This window comes from Streptomyces sp. NPDC017529, from assembly GCF_044329785.1.
Lineage (GTDB): Bacteria > Actinomycetota > Actinomycetes > Streptomycetales > Streptomycetaceae > Streptomyces.
In genome coordinates, this window is record NZ_JBIRJY010000002.1 from 1 (window position 1) to 18,404 (window position 18,404).

General features: G+C 73.8%; 15 protein-coding genes and 1 pseudogene. 6 read left to right on the forward strand and 10 right to left on the reverse strand.

Going from position 1 to position 18,404, the window contains the following annotated elements; all coding sequences use genetic code 11:
- Window positions 1-368 precede the first annotated feature (368 nt).
- Window positions 369-1,367, forward strand: a complete 999-nt coding sequence (gene trpS, locus ACH4K4_RS03555; RefSeq protein WP_398164530.1) for a tryptophan--tRNA ligase — start codon at window positions 369-371, stop codon at window positions 1,365-1,367.
- A gap of 86 nt (window positions 1,368-1,453) precedes the next feature.
- On the opposite strand, the gene proC is transcribed toward trpS, so the two are convergent.
- On the reverse strand, window positions 1,454-2,263 hold the full coding sequence (proC, locus tag ACH4K4_RS03560; protein WP_398164532.1) for a pyrroline-5-carboxylate reductase: 810 nt from the start codon (window positions 2,261-2,263) through the stop codon (window positions 1,454-1,456).
- A gap of 238 nt (window positions 2,264-2,501) precedes the next feature.
- Window positions 2,502-2,855: pseudogene (locus tag ACH4K4_RS03565) on the reverse strand (ATP-binding cassette domain-containing protein); the annotation flags it as partial.
- A 166-nt stretch (window positions 2,856-3,021) separates the two neighbouring features.
- Here ACH4K4_RS03565 and ACH4K4_RS03570 point away from each other — a divergent pair.
- The 3 genes from ACH4K4_RS03570 to ACH4K4_RS03580 all read left to right on the forward strand — a co-directional run bounded on the left by ACH4K4_RS03570 (window position 3,022) and on the right by ACH4K4_RS03580 (window position 6,615).
- Window positions 3,022-3,438, forward strand: coding sequence for a hypothetical protein (locus ACH4K4_RS03570; RefSeq protein WP_398164533.1), 417 nt, complete (start codon window positions 3,022-3,024; stop codon window positions 3,436-3,438).
- Window positions 3,439-3,642: 204 nt separating this feature from the next.
- Window positions 3,643-5,103, forward strand: coding sequence for a SulP family inorganic anion transporter (locus ACH4K4_RS03575; RefSeq protein WP_398164534.1), 1,461 nt, complete (start codon window positions 3,643-3,645; stop codon window positions 5,101-5,103).
- Window positions 5,104-5,205: 102 nt separating this feature from the next.
- A complete protein-coding gene (locus tag ACH4K4_RS03580) occupies window positions 5,206-6,615 on the forward strand; it encodes a M1 family metallopeptidase (RefSeq protein WP_398164535.1) in 1,410 nt (469 codons plus the stop codon).
- 59 nt (window positions 6,616-6,674) lie between these two features.
- On the opposite strand, the gene sigJ is transcribed toward ACH4K4_RS03580, so the two are convergent.
- The 3 genes from sigJ to ACH4K4_RS03595 form a co-directional block, all read right to left on the reverse strand.
- Entirely contained in the window at window positions 6,675-7,580 is a 906-nt protein-coding gene (gene sigJ, locus ACH4K4_RS03585) for an RNA polymerase sigma factor SigJ (RefSeq protein WP_398164537.1), read from the reverse strand.
- 109 nt (window positions 7,581-7,689) lie between these two features.
- On the reverse strand, window positions 7,690-8,220 hold the full coding sequence (locus tag ACH4K4_RS03590) for a hypothetical protein (RefSeq protein ID WP_398164538.1): 531 nt from the start codon (window positions 8,218-8,220) through the stop codon (window positions 7,690-7,692).
- A gap of 66 nt (window positions 8,221-8,286) precedes the next feature.
- Window positions 8,287-8,613, reverse strand: a complete 327-nt coding sequence (locus ACH4K4_RS03595) for an SH3 domain-containing protein (protein ID WP_398164539.1) — start codon at window positions 8,611-8,613, stop codon at window positions 8,287-8,289.
- A 156-nt stretch (window positions 8,614-8,769) separates the two neighbouring features.
- Here ACH4K4_RS03595 and ACH4K4_RS03600 point away from each other — a divergent pair, with 156 nt between their 5' ends.
- Window positions 8,770-11,001: a PQQ-binding-like beta-propeller repeat protein gene (locus tag ACH4K4_RS03600; RefSeq protein WP_398164540.1), complete on the forward strand. Its 2,232-nt coding sequence runs from the start codon at window positions 8,770-8,772 to the stop codon at window positions 10,999-11,001.
- Between the two features lie 33 nt (window positions 11,002-11,034).
- Here the strand turns inward: ACH4K4_RS03600 and ilvD are convergent, their stop codons facing one another.
- From ilvD to ACH4K4_RS03620, 4 genes are all read right to left on the reverse strand, one after another.
- Window positions 11,035-12,885: a dihydroxy-acid dehydratase gene (gene ilvD / locus ACH4K4_RS03605; protein ID WP_398164542.1), complete on the reverse strand. Its 1,851-nt coding sequence runs from the start codon at window positions 12,883-12,885 to the stop codon at window positions 11,035-11,037.
- Between the two features lie 167 nt (window positions 12,886-13,052).
- The gene (locus tag ACH4K4_RS03610; protein ID WP_398164544.1) at window positions 13,053-13,691 is read right to left on the reverse strand and encodes a TetR family transcriptional regulator; all 639 of its coding nucleotides are present in this window, start codon (window positions 13,689-13,691) and stop codon (window positions 13,053-13,055) included.
- A complete protein-coding gene (locus ACH4K4_RS03615; protein WP_398165392.1) occupies window positions 13,688-14,500 on the reverse strand; it encodes a sugar phosphate isomerase/epimerase family protein in 813 nt (270 codons plus the stop codon). The genes ACH4K4_RS03610 and ACH4K4_RS03615 overlap by 4 nt, the downstream gene beginning before the upstream one ends.
- 58 nt (window positions 14,501-14,558) lie before the next feature.
- Window positions 14,559-15,491, reverse strand: a complete 933-nt coding sequence (locus tag ACH4K4_RS03620; protein WP_398164545.1) for a Ppx/GppA family phosphatase — start codon at window positions 15,489-15,491, stop codon at window positions 14,559-14,561.
- A 93-nt stretch (window positions 15,492-15,584) separates the two neighbouring features.
- Between ACH4K4_RS03620 and ACH4K4_RS03625 the strand changes: the two genes are divergently transcribed.
- Window positions 15,585-16,454 (forward strand): hypothetical protein, encoded by an 870-nt coding sequence (locus ACH4K4_RS03625; protein WP_398164546.1) that lies wholly within the window; start codon window positions 15,585-15,587, stop codon window positions 16,452-16,454.
- A 46-nt stretch (window positions 16,455-16,500) separates the two neighbouring features.
- Here the strand turns inward: ACH4K4_RS03625 and ACH4K4_RS03630 are convergent, their stop codons facing one another.
- Window positions 16,501-18,291 carry a sigma-70 family RNA polymerase sigma factor gene (locus tag ACH4K4_RS03630; protein ID WP_398164548.1) on the reverse strand — a complete coding sequence of 597 codons (1,791 nt, stop codon included), beginning with the start codon at window positions 18,289-18,291 and terminating at the stop codon, window positions 16,501-16,503.
- Between the last annotated feature and the right edge of the window lie 113 nt (window positions 18,292-18,404).

The window sequence follows — 18,404 nt, forward strand, 5'->3', positions numbered from 1 at the left end:
TCATAATCGAGTCGGCGGTTCGAATTCCGGCAAGCCGAAATTGTTCCCGTTCGGGAGTCGTGCAGTAGTGGTTGTGCCGCCGGTGCGGCGCGAGGGGTTGTCGCGGTGCCTGTCGGCGCCGTGGCAACTCGGAGAACACTACACGAGGGGTCGGAGCGCTTCAAACCCGTGCGCGGGGGCGGCTCGGGGCGTAGCGTGGGCCGCATGACCTCGCATGCGCTCGTACAGCAGTGGTGGCCCGCCTGACGGCGGCCGCCCCACAGTGCATGCAGACGACGGCCGCCGCTTTCGGCGGCCGTTTCGCGTATCTCCTCGCAGCCGGCCGGCGGGTGCGGCGGTCCCGGGACCAGTAGTTCGGGAGACGAGAGATGACGCGGATCTTCAGTGGTGTGAAGCCGACGGGGCACCTGACCCTGGGCAACTACCTGGGGGCCCTGCGCCGCTGGGCGGACGAGGACCAGCACCGGGCCGAGGCCCTGTTCTGCGTCGTGGACCTGCACGCGCTGACCGTGGACCACGATCCGGCGCGGGTGCGCAGGCTCAGTCGGCAGGCCGCCACGCTGCTGCTCGCCGCGGGCCTGGATCCGCGGCTGTGCACGTTGTTCGTGCAGAGCCAGGTCGACGAGCACACGCGGCTGGCGTACCTGATGGAGTGCACGGCCTCCGACGGCGAGATGCGGCGCATGATCCAGTACAAGGAGAAGGCGGAGCGCGAGCGGGCGCGGGGCGGGAGCGTACGGCTGTCGCTGCTGACGTACCCGGCGCTGATGGCCGCCGACATCCTCGCGTACGGGACGCACGAGGTGCCGGTGGGTGAGGACCAGACGCAGCACGTGGAGCTGACGCGGGACCTGGCGGTGCGGTTCAACCAGCGGTACGGGCAGACGTTCGTCATTCCGCGGACGACGAGTCCGAAGGTGGCCGCGCGGGTGATGGATCTGCAGGACCCGACTTCGAAGATGGGGAAGTCGCACGCCCGTACCGCGGGCATCGTCTATTTGCTGGACGAGGCGGAGGTGGTGCGGAAGAAGGTGATGCGGGCCGTCACGGACGCCGGGACGGACATGGTGTACGACCGTGCGGAACGGCCGGGGGTCGCGAATCTGCTGGATGTGCTCGCGGCGTGCGTCGGGGGTGATCCGGCGGGGCTGGCCGAGGAGTACGACTCGTACGGCGCGCTGAAGAAGGACACGGCCGAGGCGGTCGTGGAATTGCTGCGTCCGGTGCGGGAGCGGCACGCCGAGCTGGTCGCGGACCCGGGATATGTGGACTCCGTCCTGCGGGACGGGGCCGAGCGGGCCCGTGCCATGGCGCGGCCGCGGGTGGACGCGGCGTACGAGGCGGTGGGGTTGCTGCCGGCGAATTGAAGGGCGGCCGAGGCCGGCCGAAGGCCGGTGGCCACCGGGGGGCGGGCGCGCCGGTGGCCACCGGGCCGGAGTGCGTGCGGCGTGGGTCAGCCGTTGCCGGAGGCCAGTTCGCGGCTGCGGTCGCGGGCCGCTTCGAGGGCGGCGATCAGGGCGGCCCGTACGCCGTGGTTCTCCAGCTCGCGGATGGCGTTGATGGTCGTGCCCGCCGGCGAGGTGACGTTCTCCCGGAGGGTGACCGGGTGCTCGCCGCTGTCGCGGAGCATGGTGGCGGCGCCGATGGCGGCCTGCACGATCAGGTCGTGGGCCTTGTCGCGCGGGAGTCCGAGCAGGATGCCGGCGTCGGTCATCGCCTCGACGAGGAAGTAGAAGTAGGCGGGTCCCGAGCCGGACAGGGCGGTGGCCGCGTCCTGCTGGGTCTCCGGGACGCGGAGGGTCTTGCCGACGGTGGCGAAGATCTCCTCGGCGCGGGTGACGTGGGCCGCGGTCGCGTGGGTGCCGGCCGAGATGACGGACATGGCCTCGTCGACGAGGGCGGGGGTGTTCGTCATGACGCGTACGACAGGGGTGGCGTCGGGCAGCCGCTCCTCGAAGAAGGCGGTGGGGATGCCGGCGGCGCCGCTGATGACGAGGCGGTCGGCGGGAGTGTGCGGGGCCAGCTCGGTCAGCAGCGCGCCCATGTCCTGCGGCTTGACGGTCAGGATGAGGGTGTCGGCGGACTTGGCCGCCTCCGGGTTGGTGACGGGGGTGACGCCGTAGCGGGTACGGAGCTGCTCGGCGCGTTCGGGGCGGCGGGCGGTGACCATCAGGTCGGAGGGGGCCCAGCCGCCTCGGATCATGCCGCTGAGGAGGGCCTCGCCGATTTTTCCGGTGCCGAGTACGGCGACCTTCTGGGTCATGTTGCGGTTCACCTCGCCGGTGGGGCTGCGGATACGGGACGGCCGGGCGGGCCGCTGGTTGCCTGGTCATCCTCGCATCGCGGGGTGGCGGAGGGCGGGGGCGTTCACGTTGTGGGCACGGCGGGCGGACGGGCCGGGGCGGGGTCCTGCGGGTGCGGCCCTACGGGGTGCGGCGGCGGAGGGTGGTGGTGCCGAGGGCGAGGACGAGGAGGGCGCAGGCGGTGACGACGAGGGGGGCGAGGTTCTGGCGGACGGTGAGGTCGTCGTGGACGGCGGGTGCCTGGGTGACGTAGCCGATGCGGGGGCGCAGGCGGGTGTGGCCTGCGGGCCGTCCGAGGACGTCGAGGGTGCCGGTGGCCCTGGCCTGGGTGCCGGCGACGGCGCGCATCAGGGTGGTCTTGCCACTGCCGGAGGGCCCGAGGAGGCCGGTGACGCAGCCGTGACGGACGTCAAAGGTGAGGCGGTTCAGGACGGTGCGGCGGCCGCGTACGACGGTGAGGGCGCGGGCCCGGACGGCGGCGTCCGGGGTGTCGGCCGGCCCCGTGGTGGCGGCCGGTTCCGCTGGTCCGGCCAGGCCGCGACCATAATTCATCACGCGTTGAAAATGGCGCCGCGCGCCTGGGCGCGTCAAGGCGTCCGGCGCGCTCCGGCGACCGCCGGGGTGACGGGAATCGACCACTCCCGTTCACTGACTCAGCGTTTACATGACGGTTACACAGAGACTCGCTCAATTCCATGCCCCTTTGGACAGAATGAAGTTGACTGCCCAACCACTGCCGGAGGGGGCCGACGTCATGCGCCGCGTGCTGCTGTTCGTCATGGCAGCGCTGCTGGCGTTCCCGGTCCGTTTCGACGGGGCCTACGGGCAGGCGGCCGGCGGCGGGGCCTCGGCACGGGCCGGCACACACACCGCGAGCGTCGTCGCGCCGTACGCGCACGACGACCGCGACTCCGCGGACACGGCGACCGAGCGCTGCCCGACCGGCCGCAGCGCGCGCTCCGCGACCGGCATACCGGCCTCCCACCCCGGCGGCGACCAGACCCGGTGCGCGACCGACCCCACCGTCCCGCCGGCCGCCGCCCCGCACCCGACGGCCCCGGTCACCGGGTGCCGCGCCGTACCTCTGACGCGTTCGGGCCAACTCCCCATAAGCCATCGCGTCTTCCGCTGCTGACCGGCACCGGCACCGGTGCCGACGCCGGCAGCCACACCGACGAGAGGTCTCCCGACGGCGCCTGACCACAGGCGCCCCCGGGCGGTCCCCCGTGCCCGCACGGCACACGGTGCACGGATCCCACGGATCGATCCAGGCATCCGCCCTTCCCGCCCGGCGCAGGTCAGCGCCGCGCGGTCCACCGCAACGCCCGGAGGCATTCCCATGCAGAAAATCACGGACATACGCGCGGATTTCACCGCGTCCCTCGTCGTCTTCCTCGTCGCCGTTCCCTTGTGCGTCGGCATCGCCGTCGCCTCCGGCGTACCGGCCGAACTCGGCCTCGTCACCGGGATCGTCGGCGGCCTGCTCACCGGGGTCCTGCCCGGGAGCAGCCTTCAGGTCAGCGGGCCCGCCGCCGGCCTGACCGTCCTCGTCTACGAGGCGGTGCAGGAGTTCGGGCTCGGCACCCTGGGCGCGCTGGTGCTCGTGGCCGGCGCGCTCCAGCTGGCCATGGGAGCGCTGCGGCTGGGGCGCTGGTTCCGCGCCATCTCGGTGGCGGTCGTCCAGGGCATGCTCTCGGGCATCGGACTCGTCCTGATCGCCGGGCAACTGTACGCCCTGGCCGACGCCAAGGCACCCGGCACCGGGCTCGCCAACCTCGCGGGGCTGCCGGAGCTGGCGGTCGACACGATCTGGTCGGACCAGGCGCTGACCGCGGCGGCCATCGGCGTCGGCACCATCGCCGTTCTGGTGCTGTGGCCCCGCTGGCGCCGCGCGGCCCGTGTACTGCCGGCTCCGCTGGCGGCCGTGGCCCTGGCGACCGCCACCGTGGCCCTCCTCGGCCTGCCGGTGGCCAGGGTCGAGGTCAAGGGGCTGGTGTCGGCCGTGCAGCCGCCGGGCGGCGCGGACTTCGCCCAGCTCCTGGGGGTCGGCGCGGTGGGCACCGTACTGGCCTTCACGCTGATCGCGTCGGCGGAGTCGCTGTTCAGCGCCGCGGCCGTGGACCGGCTGCACGCCGGGCCGCGCACGGACTACGACAAGGAGCTGATGGCGCAGGGCGCGGGCAACGCGGTGTGCGGGCTGCTGGGCGCGCTGCCGATGACCGCGGTGATCGTGCGCAGCGCGGCGAACGTCCGGGCCGGGGCCAGGACGAAGGCGTCACGGGTGCTGCACGGCGTGTGGCTGCTGCTGTTCGCGGCGGCGTTCCCCGCGGCGCTCGGCGTCGTGCCGCTGGCCGCGCTGGCGGGGGTGCTCGTGCACGCGGGTTTCAAGCTCATTCCCGTACGGGAGTTCAGGCCGCTGTGGCGCGAGCACCGGGGCGAGGCCGTGGTGCTGGCGGGGACCGCGGTGGCGATCGTGGCGACGAACATGTTCGAAGGGGTCGTCATCGGCCTGCTGATGGCGGTGGCGAAGTCGGCGTGGGAGACCTCGCACGTGCACCTGGAGGTGTCGGGGCCGCAGGACGGGCCGCTGTACGTACGCGCTCTCGGCAACGCCACCTTCCTGCGGCTGCCCCGGCTGCTGGACCAGTTGGAGGCGCTGCCGCACGACCGCGACGTCGTTCTGGACCTCTCCGGGCTGCGGCATCTCGACCGCGCGTGCGCGGCGGCGCTCGGCAGCTGGGCGGAGCGGCGGCGGCCGGCGGGCGAGCCCGGAGCCGGGGCCGCGGCAGTCCGGACGTAAGGGTGGATAAGCGTCGTTAAGCGGAAGGGGGCGGCGTTGCGGGGCCAAAGGGCCGTAGGGTCGGGGAGCTTGATCAACCCGCCCTACGACCCTAGGAGCCCCGTGATCCGCCGGCCTCTCCGCTACTGCGGTGCGACCGCCGCGCTCTCCGTCGCCCTGCTGCTGTCCTCCTGCACGAGCGCGACCCGCCTGGACGGCACGCACGGCGCGGGCAGCGTGCAGGACCCGCTCTTCCGCGCCCTCGGCAATGGCGGCTACCAGGTCGGCCACTACGGACTCGACCTCGACTACGACGTACGCGGCGGCACGCTGGACGCCACCGCCGAGATCAGCGCCACGGCCCGGGCCGACCTCGCCTCCTTCAAGCTGGACCTCCAGGGCATGAAGGTGCGCGGCGTACGGGTGGACGGCAAGGACGCCGAGTTCACCCGCAAGGGCCACAAGCTGACGGTCCGCCCGCAGGAGACCGTGCGGAAGGGCGCCACGTTCCGTACGACGGTCGAGTACGGCGGCGAGCCCGAGGAGATGACGGACCCGGACGGCGCCACCGAGGGCTGGGTGCGCACGGCGGACGGGGCGTTCGTCGCGGGCCAGCCGGCCGGGTCCATGACGTGGTTCCCCGGCAACAACCACCCGGGCGACAAGGCCGCGTACGACTTCAAGATCACCGTGCCGGACGGGTACACCGCCGTCGCCAACGGCGAGCTGCGCGGCAAGAGGAGCGAGCGGGGCCGGACCACCTTCGAGTGGCACAACGGCGAGCCGATGGCCACCTACCTCGCCACCGCGACGATCGGGAAGTTCACCGTCGAGGAGTCGCACACGAAGGGCGGGCTGCCCGTCTACACCGCGGTGGACCCGGCGGAGGCCAAGGAGAGCGCCGGGCCGCTGGGCAAGCTGGACGAGATCCTCGACTGGTCGGTGAAACGGTTCGGCCCGTATCCGTTCTCCTCCGCCGGGGCGATCGTCGACCACACTCCCGAGCGCGTCGACTGGGGCGCCCTGGAGACGCAGACCAAGCCCGTCTACGCCGGCGCGCCGGACGAGGGCACGGTCGTGCACGAGACCGCCCACCAGTGGTTCGGCGACTCGGTGACACCGAAGACCTGGAAGGACATCTGGCTCAACGAGGGTTTCGCGCAGTACGCGGAGTGGCTGTGGGAGGAGGACAAGGGCGGCCGGACGGCGCAGCAGCAGTTCGACGCGCTGTACGCCACCGACGAGGACGACGAGGAGATCTGGGGCTTCCCGCCCGCCGACCCCGGCAAGCCGGAGAACGTGACCGGCGACCCCGTCTACAAGCGCGGCGGCATGGTCCTCCAGCAGCTCCGGAAGGCCGTCGGCGACGAGGTCTTCTTCGGCATCCTCAAGGACTGGCCGAAGGAACACCGCCACGGCAGCACCGACACGCAGGAGTTCGTCGACTTCTGCCAGGACCGCACGGACACCGACCTGGAGGACCTGTTCGACGACTGGCTGTTCGGGGACGGAAAGCCGGACTGGGAGTACTGACCGGACCGGAAGAACCGGGGCGGCCGGCCGCGGGTGCCCCGGGCCGGCCGCCCCGCCCCTCACAGCGCGCCGAAGTCCAGGTGCGCCAGCTTGTCGGGGTTGACGACCGCGTCCGCCTCCGTGATCCGGCCCTCGTGGACCGTGAAGGCGATCACCGCGGTCTGCTCCCCCACCGGGTCGACGAAGACCAGGCCCGGCGCGCCGTTGACGTCCCGTACGAACAGCCGCATGGTCGCCGGGTCGAAGTTCCTGCCGACCAGCCCGCACGTGTACCGGGCGACCTTGTCGCGGCCCAGGACGGGGCGGCGGGCCGCGGTGACCCGGCCGCCGCCGTCCGTGCGCCAGATGACGTCCGGGTCCAGTACGGACATCAGCGCGTCCAGATCGCCGGCGGTGACGGCGGCGAGGAACGCCTCGACGGTACGGCGGTGCTCCGCGCGGTCCACGGTGCGGCGCGGGGCCTCGGCCCGCACCCGCCTGCGGGCGCGCGAGGCGAGCTGCCGCACGGAGTCGGGGGTACGGCCCACCACCTCGGCGATCTCCGGGAACGGGACGGCGAAGACGTCGTGCAGGATGAACGCGGTGCGCTCGGCCGGGGTGAGCCGTTCCAGGACGGTGAGCAGCGCGAGGCCCACGGACTCGTCCAGGGTGACCCGGTCGCCGACCGCGTCGTGGGCGCCGCCGGCGACGACCGGCTCCGGCAGCCACGGGCCGACGTACGTCTCGCGGCGGGCCCGCGCCGAGCCCAGCAGGTCGTAGCAGACCCGGCTGACGACGGTCGTCAGGTAGCCCGCCGGGCTGGCCACTTCCGTGGTGCCGGGCAGTGCCTGCCAGCGCAGCCACGTCTCCTGTACGGCGTCGTCGGCGTCCGTGACCGTACCCGTGATCCGGTACGCCACCGCCCACAGCCGGCCCCGCTGCTCCTCGAACCGCGCGAGCCGCTCGTCCCTCGCCGCCTGCGTCACGTCGTCACTCCTTGTCCGTACGGGCCGCCGGGTACGGGCCCCCTGAGTGAGACGGTCCCGCGGGCCGGAGTGTGACAGTCGCTTCGCGGCTCCCGGGGAAGAGCGGCTGCTAGCCGCGCTTCTTCTTCGACGCCTTCGGTGTCTTCTTGGCTGCCGGGTTGCCCGTGCGGGTGCCGCGGCGGCGCTCGTGGCGTTCGCGTTCCGCCTCGTACTCGGCGCGCCGCACGCCCTCTCCCGGTGCCTCGACGAGGCTGCGGCAGAAGTAGGCGAGCAGCGAGCCGATGAAGCCGATGAGCAGCAGGCTCTGCGCGGACCGGTCGGCCGGGCGGTCGGCGGGCGCGTCGGCGGCGGCGCGGGTCAGACGTTCCCAGGTGCGGCGGAAGGCGACCGCGCTGCACACCGCGAAACAGGCCACGACCAGGGCGTTGAGGAACGAGCCGACCTCGGCGATCTCCAGGCCCTGGAAGGCGAAGCGCAGCACCACCGCGCCGGCGGCGGCGAGCGCCAGGGAGCCGGCGGCGACCCCGGCCCGGCGCAGGCCGTAGCCGCCGTCGTGGTGCACCCAGGTCGTCCCGAAGAAGCGGATCGGGGCCGGCTCGGGTCCGGTCCGGTCCGGCGCGGGCCGTGTCTCGTCGCTCATGGCGTCGATTATCCCCGGCGGGTCCTGGCGGGTCCCGGCGGCCGTACGGCGTGGCCGCCGTGCCGTTCAGTTCGCGCAGAGCGGGGCCACGAAGCCGTCGCTGCCGGTGCGGACGTAGCTGTCCGAGACGTACTGGCCGGGGGCGATGCAGTCCCAGATGTCGTTGGTGCCGTACGGTCCGCTGACCCGCTCGCCGTGGCGCTGGCAGCGGATGGCGATCCGCGCCCCGTACGGGAGCTGCCGGACGAGGGAGGAGCGGCTGCTCGGGCCGCTGCGGACGTTGAGGCGGTAGCCGGGCGCCACGGGATAGGTCACCGCGGCCGAGGCGGCGGTGACCTCCTCCGTGCCGGCGCCTTCGACCGTGCCGACGGCGTTCTCCTGCGTGCTGGTCATGGCGTGCTCCCCCGTGGTGTCGTCCGGTGGCCCGATGCGGCCGGTGCGCGGCCGCGGCCGTGCACCGCGCACGCTAGCAAGCCTCACCTGTCTCGTACGCACCATCGACTAGGCTCCGTGCGTCGCGTCTGCGGCCCATGACACGGGGGTGGGGAGATGCCGCCGCTGCGCGGTTCCGGGGCGGATCCGGAAGCGGAACGTCCGCAGTACGCGGGCCGGTACCGCCTTGACGCGCGCCTGGGATCCGGCGGGATGGGCGTCGTCCATCTGGCGCGGTCGTCGTCCGGGCTGCGCCTGGCGGTGAAGGTCGTGCACGCCGAGTTCGCCCAGGACCCCGAGTTCCGCGGCCGGTTCCGGCAGGAGGTGGCGGCGGCGCGGCGGGTGAGCGGCGCGTTCACCGCGCCCGTGGTGGACGCCGACCCGGACGCCGCCCTCCCCTGGATGGCCACCCTCTACATCCCGGGGCCGACCCTCGGCGACCACGTGAAGCGGAACGGTCCGCTGCCGCCCGGCGAGCTGCGGCGGCTGGCCGCGGGCCTCGCCGAGGCGCTGCGCGACATCCACCGGGCCGGCGTGGTGCACCGCGACCTGAAGCCGGGCAATGTGCTGCTCGCCGCCGACGGCCCGAAGGTCATCGATTTCGGTATCTCGCGGCCCGCGGACAGCGAGATGCGCACCGAGACCGGCAAGCTGATCGGCACGCCGCCGTTCATGGCGCCCGAGCAGTTCCAGCGGCCGCGCGAGGTGGGGCCCGCGGCGGACGTCTTCGCGCTGGGGTCGGTGCTGGTGCACGCGGCGACCGGGCGGGGCCCTTTCGATTCGGAGAGCCCGTACATCGTCGCGTACCAAGTGGTGCACGACGAGGCGGATCTGACGGGCGTTCCGGAGGACCTGGCGCCGCTGATCCGCACCTGTCTGGCGAAGCGGCCGGCCGACCGGCCGACGCCGGACATGCTGATGCGGCTGCTGAGCACCGAGATGCCGGCGGAGGCCCACGAGGAGGCGTACGCCGGTCCGCCGGCGGCCGCCGAGGCCGTCGTGCCCGCGCAGGTGGCCGCGCCCGGGCAGGCCGGGGCCACGCACGTACGGGACCGGTCGCCCGAGGTGGCGGAGCCCGCGCGGCAGGATGCCGAGGAGGCCGCTCCCGCGGAGGCGAAGGCCGCGTCGGCTCCCCGCCGCCGTTGGGCGGTCTGGTCGGCCGTGGCCGCCGTGCTGGCCGGCGCGGGGACCTTCGCGGGCGTACGGACCATGGGCTCCGAGGGCACCCCGGCGCTCCAGACGCGTACGCCCGGCGCCACGGCCGCCGCCTTCCGCCCCTGGCACACCCCGCTGGTCGAGCGGCCCGCGGGGCACCCCGCCGAGATGCCCTTCTGCACGTACGGCGCGTCCGCGCTGTTCTGTGTCGAGCGGGGCCTGAAGGCCGGGCGGGTCGATCCTGAGAACGGCACCGTGTCGTGGCGGAAACCAGGCGAGCCGGTGCGCAAGGGCGACACCCCGCCGGGCGCGCCGGTGTTCTCCGGCGGGCTGCTCTACGTGCGCTCCCCCGACGGCAAGCGGCTGGAGGCGCTCGACCCGTCGGCGGGCGGGCAGGGCGCGACGCGCTGGAGCAAGGACCTGACCGGGTACGACGCCGACATCCGGTTCGTGGGCGGCACCCTTTTGCTGACCGCGCGGGACGGCACGGTCACCGCCCTGGACAGCGCCACCCACCGGGAGCTGTGGCACCACCGCTATCCGGCCCAGCCGCTGGGGCAGTTCACCGCGTACGGGGACGGCCGTACCGCGTACGCGGCCACCGTCGCGGCGGACGGCGCCACCACCGTGGTCACCGCGATCGACCCGGCGCACGGCACGCTGCGCTGGGAGCGGCGGCTGCCGGGCTCGCTCACGCCGGCCGGTACGGGCGCGTCCGGCTCGGTCTACTTCACCGCCGCCGACCCGCTCGTCGTCACCCGTACCGCGGCCGTCGTCCGCTACGACCCCGGCACGCACCGGGTGCGGCGGCTGCCGCTGGGCGCGCCGGTGGACGACGCGGCGGCCGTGGCGCGCGGCGAGACGGTCTACCTGCTCGCCGCCGGCGGCACGCTCCAGGCGGTCGGCGACCGGCGCTGGAGCGTGGAGACGTCGGTGAGCCGGGCGTCGGCGCCGGTGCTCGACCCGAAGGGCGAGCGGCTGTACTTCACGGGCGCCGACGGCCGGCTGCTGGCCGTGGAGACCCGGCGCGGCGCGCTGCTCGGCCAGACCCCGCCCCGGCTGGCGACCGGCCGTACCGGCTACCTGGAGAAGCTGCCCGCGCCGCTGCCCGATCCGCGGCACGGCCGGGTGTACGCGGCGGCGCCGGACGGCACGGTCTTCGGCGCCGACGCGGAGAACCCCGCCCGCTGGTGACGGCGGACGGGGTTCGCGGGGCCGGGGCCCGGCTCAGCCCAGCTTGGTCACGTCGCGTACCGCGCCCTTGTCGGCGCTGGTCGCCATCGCCGCGTACGCGCGAAGGGCCTGCGACACCTTGCGCTCGCGCTTCTTCGGCGCGTACACGCCGCCCAGCGCCTCCCGGCGGGCCGTCAGCTCCGCCTCGGGCACCAGGAGTTCGATCGAACGGTTCGGGATGTCGATACGGATGCGGTCGCCGTCCTCGACCAGGGCGATGGTGCCGCCGGAGGCCGCCTCAGGGGAGGCGTGGCCGATGGACAGTCCCGAGGTGCCGCCGGAGAAGCGGCCGTCGGTGACCAGCGCGCACGTCTTGCCCAGGCCGCGGCCCTTGAGGAAGGACGTCGGGTAGAGCATCTCCTGCATGCCGGGGCCGCCCTTGGGGCCCTCGTAGCGGATGACGACGACGTCGCCCTCCCTGACCCGCTTGCCGAGAATCTTCTCGACGGCCTCCTCCTGCGACTCGCAGACCACGGCCGGGCCCTCGAACGTCCAGATCGACTCGTCGACGCCCGCGGTCTTCACCACGCAGCCGTCCTCGGCGAGGTTGCCCTTGAGGACGGCCAGGCCGCCGTCGGCGGAGTAGGCGTGGGCGAGGTCGCGGATGCAGCCGTTCGCGGCGTCCGTGTCGAGGCTGTCCCAGCGCTCGGACTGGGAGAAGGCGGTGGCGGAGCGCTTGCAGCCGGGGGCCGCGTGCCACAGCTCGACGGCCTCCGGGGACGGCGAGCCGCCGCGCACGTCCCAGGTCTTCAGCCAGTCCGCCATCGAGGAACTGTGCACGGTGTGCACGTCCTCGTTGAGCATCCCGGCCCGGTACAGCTCGCCCAGGATGGCGGGGATGCCGCCGGCCCGGTGCACGTCCTCCATGTAGTACGTGCCGCCGGGGGCGACGTTCGGCGCCACCTTGGCCAGGCAGGGCACCCGGCGCGAGACGGCGTTGATGTCGTCCAGGTCGAAACCGAGACCGGCTTCCTGGGCGGCGGCCAGCAGGTGCAGGATCGTGTTCGTGGAGCCGCCCATGGCGATGTCCAGGGCCATGGCGTTCTCGAAGGCGGCGCGGGAGCCGATGCTGCGCGGCAGCACGGTCGCGTCGTCCTGGTCGTAGTACCGCTTGGTGATCTCCACGACCGTACGGCCGGCGTTCTCGTACAGGGCGCGGCGGGCGGTGTGGGTGGCCAGCACCGAGCCGTTGCCGGGCAGCGACAGGCCGATGGCCTCGGTCAGGCAGTTCATCGAGTTGGCGGTGAACATGCCGGAACAGGAGCCGCAGGTCGGGCAGGCGTTGTCCTCGATACGCAGGATGTCCTCGTCCGAGATGCTCTCGTCGACCGCGTCGGAGATCGCGTTGACCAGGTCCAGCTTGCGGACCGTGCCGTCGACGAGGGTGGCGCGGCCGGCTTCCATGGGGCCGCCGGAGACGAAGACGGTGGGGATGTTCAGGCGCAGCGCGGCCATCAGCATGCCCGGGGTGATCTTGTCGCAGTTGGAGATGCAGATCAGCGCGTCCGCGCAGTGCGCCTCGGCCATGTACTCGACGGAGTCGGCGATCAGGTCGCGGGACGGCAGGGAGTACAGCATGCCGCCGTGGCCCATGGCGATGCCGTCGTCGACCGCGATGGTGTTGAACTCGCGGGCGATGCCGCCGGCTTCCTTGATCGCCTCGCTGACGATCCGGCCGACGGGCTGGAGGTGGGTGTGCCCCGGCACGAACTCGGTGAAGCTGTTCGCCACCGCGATGACGGGCTTGCCGAAGTCCTCGCGCGCTACGCCCGACGCCTGCATGAGCGCGCGGGCGCCGGCCATGTTGCGGCCATGGGTGACGGTGCGGGACCTCAGCTCGGGCACGTGGATCCACTCCCTCGGGTGCGTGTACGTCTTTCGTACGCCCAGTGCGCGTACGTACGTGAATCAGTCGAGACTACGCCCCGGCTCCAAGATCTGGACAGTTGCTCCGGCATGTGAGACGGATGACCGCTGGGCGGACACCTGCCGCGGGCGCGACCGCCGCCGGGTCAGGGGCCGGTCAGATGCTGCTGCACCACCGGCGTCACCCGGGCGACGATCCGTTCCGGGTCGGCCGACGCCAGCGGCTCCAGCTTGATCACGTACCGCAGCATCACCGTCCCCACCAGCTGCGCCGCCGCCAGCTCGGCCCGCAGGTCGGCGTCCGGGACCGCCAGCTCGGCGGCGATCCGGCGCAGCAGCTGGCGGGCGACCAGCTTGCGGAAGACCGCGGCGGCGGCGTCGTTGTTCAGGGCGCTGCGGGCGATCGCCAGCAGCGGCTCGCGGGTGACCGGGTTCTCCCACACACCGAGGACGAAGCGGGTGAGCCGCTCCCCCACGCCCTCCAGGCCGCCTTCGAGGACGATCTCGGGCGCGCTCAGTGCGGGCGCGAAGGACATTTCCACGGCGGCTTCGAAGACCTGTTCCTTCGTGCCGTAGTAGTGGTGGACCAGGGCCGGGTCCACCTCCGCCGCCTTGGCGATGCCGCGGATCGACGCCTGCTCGTACCCGCGCGCGGCGAACTCGGCGCGGGCCGCGGCCAGGATGCGCTCGCGGGCACCGGGGCCGTCCACGGCGTCCGTACGGGCCGGGCGGCCGCGCCTGCGGGCCGGGCCCGCGGGCCCGGCACCGGTACTGCCGCTCGTCACGACCCGGGCACCCACGTCGGCGACGCGAGGTGCAACCGCGTGAAGGCCAGCGCCTCCGCGAGGTCCGCCTCCCGCTCGGCCGCCGACAGCGCGCGCCGGGTGTTGACCTCCACGACGATGTGCCCGCCGAAGCCGGTGGCGGCCAGCCGCTCCAGCAGCTCGGCGCAGGGCTGCGAGCCGCGCCCCGGCACCAGGTGCTCGTCCTTGTTGGAGCCGTTGCCGTCGGCGAGGTGGATGTGGGCGAGGCGCTCGCCCATCCGGTCGACCATGTGCAGGGCGTCGCTGCGCGAGGTGGCGGTGTGCGAGAGGTCGACGGTGAAGTGCCGGTAGTCGTCCTTGGTCGGGTCCCAGTCCGGCGCGTACGCCAGCATCTCGCGGTCCCGGTAGCGCCACGGATACATGTTCTCGACGGCGAACCGTACGTCCGTCTCGCTCTCCATCCGCCACACTCCGCGCACGAACTCGCGGGCGTAGTTGCGCTGCCACCGGAAGGGCGGATGGACGACCACCGTCGAGGCGCCGAGCTTCTCCGCGGCGTTGCGTGCGCGCTGCAGCTTCACCCAGGGGTCCGTGGACCACACCCGCTGCGTGATCAGCAGGCACGGCGCGTGCACGGCCAGGATCGGCACCCCGTGGTAGTCGGAGAGCCGGCGCAGCGCCTCGATGTCCTGGCTGACCGGGTCGGTCCACACCATGACCTCGACGCCGTCGTAGCCCAGGCGCGCGGCGATCTCGAAGGCCGTCGCCGTCGACTCCGGATACACCGAGGCCGTGGACAGGGCGACCTTCGCATCCGGGATGCGCACCACTGGCTCCGTCACGAGGGACAGGGTACGGGCCGCCGCCGGAGGGCGTCGGCCGCGCCCCCTACCCCGGAGGCAGGTGGTCCAGGCGGCGCAGGATGACGCCCTCGCGCAGCGCCCACGGGCAGATCTCCAGCGTGCGCACGCCGAACAGGTCCATCGCGGCCTCCGCCACCAGCGCCCCCGCCAGCAGCTGGGGCGCGCGCCCCTCGGAGACGCCGGGCAGCTTGGCGCGCTCGGCGCCGGTCATTCCCGCCAGCCGCGGCACCCACTCCTCCAGCGCCTTGCGGTCCAGCTCACGCTGCGCGTAGAGGCCCTCGGCGGAGCGGGCGGAGCCGGCGATACGGGCCAGCTGCTTGAAGGTCTTGGACGTGCCGACGACGTGGTCGGGCGTGCCGAAGCGCGTGAAATCGCTCACCACCCGGGCGATTTCGGCCCGTACGCGCTTGCGCAGGGCCCGTATGTCCTCCGCCTCCGGCGGGTCGCCCGGCAGGTCGCCCGCGGTGAGCCGGCCCGCGCCCAGCGGCAGCGACACCGCCGCGTCCGGCTCCTCGTCCAGCCCGTACGCGATCTCCAGCGAGCCGCCGCCGATGTCCAGCACCAGCAGCCGCCCGGCCGACCAGCCGAACCAGCGGCGGACCGCGAGAAACGTCAGCCGGGCCTCGTCCTCGCCGGACAGCACCCGCAGCTCGACGCCGGTCTCCCGGGCGACCCGGCGCAGCACGTCCTCGCCGTTGGCCGCCTCCCGGATGGCGGAGGTGGCGAACGGCAGCACGTCCTCGACGCCCTTGTCCTCGGCGACCTCGACCGCCGCCCGTACCGTCGCCACGAGCCGCTCCACGCCCGCGTCGCCGATCGCGCCGTCCTCGTCGAGGAGTTCGGCCAGCCGCAGCTCCGCCTTGTGCGAGTAGGCGGGCAGCGGGCGCGCGCCCGGGTGCGCGTCCATCACCAGCAGGTGGACCGTGTTCGAACCCACATCGAGGACTCCGAGTCTCATACGTTGAACCTACTGCGATCCGGCCGGGACCCGGCGGCGGGCCCGCCGCTCTCGGAGAACTTCGGCAGGTGCCGGTCGCCTTAGGCTGGAGTAGTGGCTAAGACGAACAAGGCGAAGCAGGAAAAAGCCCTGAAGAAGGCAGAAAAGCAGCGCGCTCGGGAGGCGCGTGCGGCGCAGGAGGCGCAAGGGGCTCGGGCCGACGAGGTCGGCGGCCTGGACTTCGCCCGCGCCTGGGTCACCTTCCCCGACCCCGCCGACGACGAGCAGGTCTTCCGGTGCGACCTGACCTGGCTCACCTCCCGCTGGACGTGCATCTTCGGCAGCGGCTGCAAGGGCATCGAGGCGGGCCGCGCGGACGACGGCTGCTGCACGCTCGGCGCGCACTTCTCCGACGAGGAGGACGAGCAGCGGGTCGCGGAGCACGTGGCGCGGCTCACGCCCGACCTGTGGCAGTTCCACGACGTCGGCACCTCCACCGGCTGGACCCAGGAGGACGAGGACGGCGACCGCCAGACCCGGCGCTGGAAGGGCTCGTGCATCTTCCAGAACCGCCCCGGCTTCCCGGCCGGCGCCGGCTGCTCGCTGCACATCCTCGCGCTGCGCGAGGGCCGCGAACCGCTGGAGACCAAGCCGGACGTCTGCTGGCAGCTCCCGGTCCGGCGCACCTACGACTGGATCGACCGCCCCGACGACACCCGCGTCCTCCAGGTCACCATCGGCGAGTACGACCGCCGCGGCTGGGGCTCCGGCGGCCACGACCTGCACTGGTGGTGCACGTCGGCGACCTCGGCACACGGCGCCGGCGAGCCGGTCTACGTGTCCTACGGGCCCGAACTCACCGAGCTGATGGGCAAGGAAGGCTACGCCCGCCTGGTGGAGCTCTGCGAGGAGCGCCTGGCGGCCACCTTGCCGATGGCCCCGCACCCGGCGGACCCGGGGGCGGCGGGAGGCGCCTGCCGGTAGCCGGGGCACCGGCGCCGCCCGGCGGCGGACGGCGGGCCGAGGACGGTCATCCCGGCGGCTCCGGCGCACTCGGCGAGGGGCTCGGGCCCACCGTCGGCTCCCCGGCCGTGGGCTCGGCCGTCGGCGAGGCCGGGGGCGTGGACGGCTGCGGCGGCCCGCTCGTCGGCGGGGCCTCGGTCGGATCGGGCCGGGGGCCCGGCCCCGTCGGTCTCCCGGGGCCGGGACCGGGGTCCTCGCCTCCCTTGCCCCAGCCCTCCAGCGTCACCACGGTCCCTCCGGGCGCCAGGAGGATCCGCGCGTTCCAGTACCCGTCCGGCTCGCGCTCGTGGTCCACGGACACCACGACCGTGGCGGTCTGCCCCGGCCGCAGCACTCCGGCGGTGGCGCTGAGCCGCAGCCACGGCGCGCCGGGCCGCGCCGTCCAGTGGACCGGTGTCCCGCCGGACGCGGTGAGCGTGACGAGCGTGGTGCCGCCGCGCGGCTGCGCCGTGACGGTCAGCCGTCCGGGCCCGGTGCTGGAACGGTCCGTCTCGCCGGGGCGCAGGGGCGCGCCGTCCGCGCCGACGACCTGGACGGAGAGGTCGTGCCAGCCGCTCGCCGCGGCGAGGTACGGGGCGGGGGGTGTCCGGGCGCTGCGCGCGTTCTCGTACGGGTCGCCGTCGAGCGGGCCGCCGCCGTCCGCTTCGCGGGCCGTCACGGCCGGGCCTCCGCGACCCTCGCCGGTGAGGGGCGCGCCCCGGTAGGCGGCCCACAGGGCGAGCACCGGCGCGGCCAGCACGGTGGCGACCACGGTGGTGGTCACGGCGCGGGTGCGCAGCCGGTGCCTGCGGGCCGCGGGGTCCTTGGGCCCGACGGGGAATCCGCGCCGGTCGTAGCGAGGAGAACCGTTTACGCCGCCCGTGCGCCCCGTACGCCCGGAGCGCAGGAAGAGGCCCGCGCCCGCCCCGCGCTCGGCACGCCCGGAGCGCGCTTCCCGCGCCTCCTCCAGGGCGGCGCACACCGCGGCGTACGGGGCGGTGACCAGCGGCAACGCGTCGTGATCGGCGGGCGCGGTACCGGGCCAGGGCCCGTGCGCGGTGGCCCGCTCGGCCGTACGGCGGCACTCGGCGCAGTCGTCCACGTGCCGCACCAGCTCCCGGCGCAGCGCGACGCCCAGCAGCATCTGGGTGTCGCCCGCGAGCTGGGCGACGTCGGGGCAGCGGCCGAACTCGACGACGGCGAGCGCGGCGCGGGTGCGTTCGACCTCGCAGGCGGCGGCGGCCAGGAGGGTACGGGTGGCGACGAGGTCGCCACCGAGGACGGCGGCGACCTCGTGGGACGCCAGGCGGTGACGTACCGACAGCTCCAGCGCCTCGCGCTGCTCGGGCGTCGTACCGGCTGCTTCGGGCCAGGCCAGCGCGGCCAGCTCACGCTGGCGGCGGGTGCTCAGGGCGGCCGAGGAGCCCGTGCCGAACGACGTCTCCGCCGACGCCTCCGCGCCGGACGGGGGCGCGCCGGACGGCGTCCCCCCGCCCGCACCGGGGTACGCGCCGCTGCGCGGCGTCTTCTCCGCCAGCCACCGCAGACAGGCCCACCGGGCGAGCGCGTACAGCCAGGGCCGGTACAGCCCGTCGTCCGGCGGCCGACGGCCGTGGTGCCGCTCGGCGACGGCGAGCACCTCGCCGAGGACGGCGGTCGCCGCGTCGTGCTCGCACAAAACGGACAGGCAATAGGTGAACAGCCCGTCGAGGTGGGGCTCGTACCGCTCGGGGAGCCGCGGCCGGCCGGGCCGCGGGACGCCGTCGAGCGCCCGGTGCGCGCCGGTGTCGTGCGTGGGGTGATCGGACCTGCTGCTCATCACCCGGCGACGGTAGGCGGATGATGCAGGCTCTATCGCGCCGCACGGACACTTTTAATCCATACGGGTGACGTTCTCCCTCAAAAGGGGACAGTAAACCCTGCTTTCGCGTT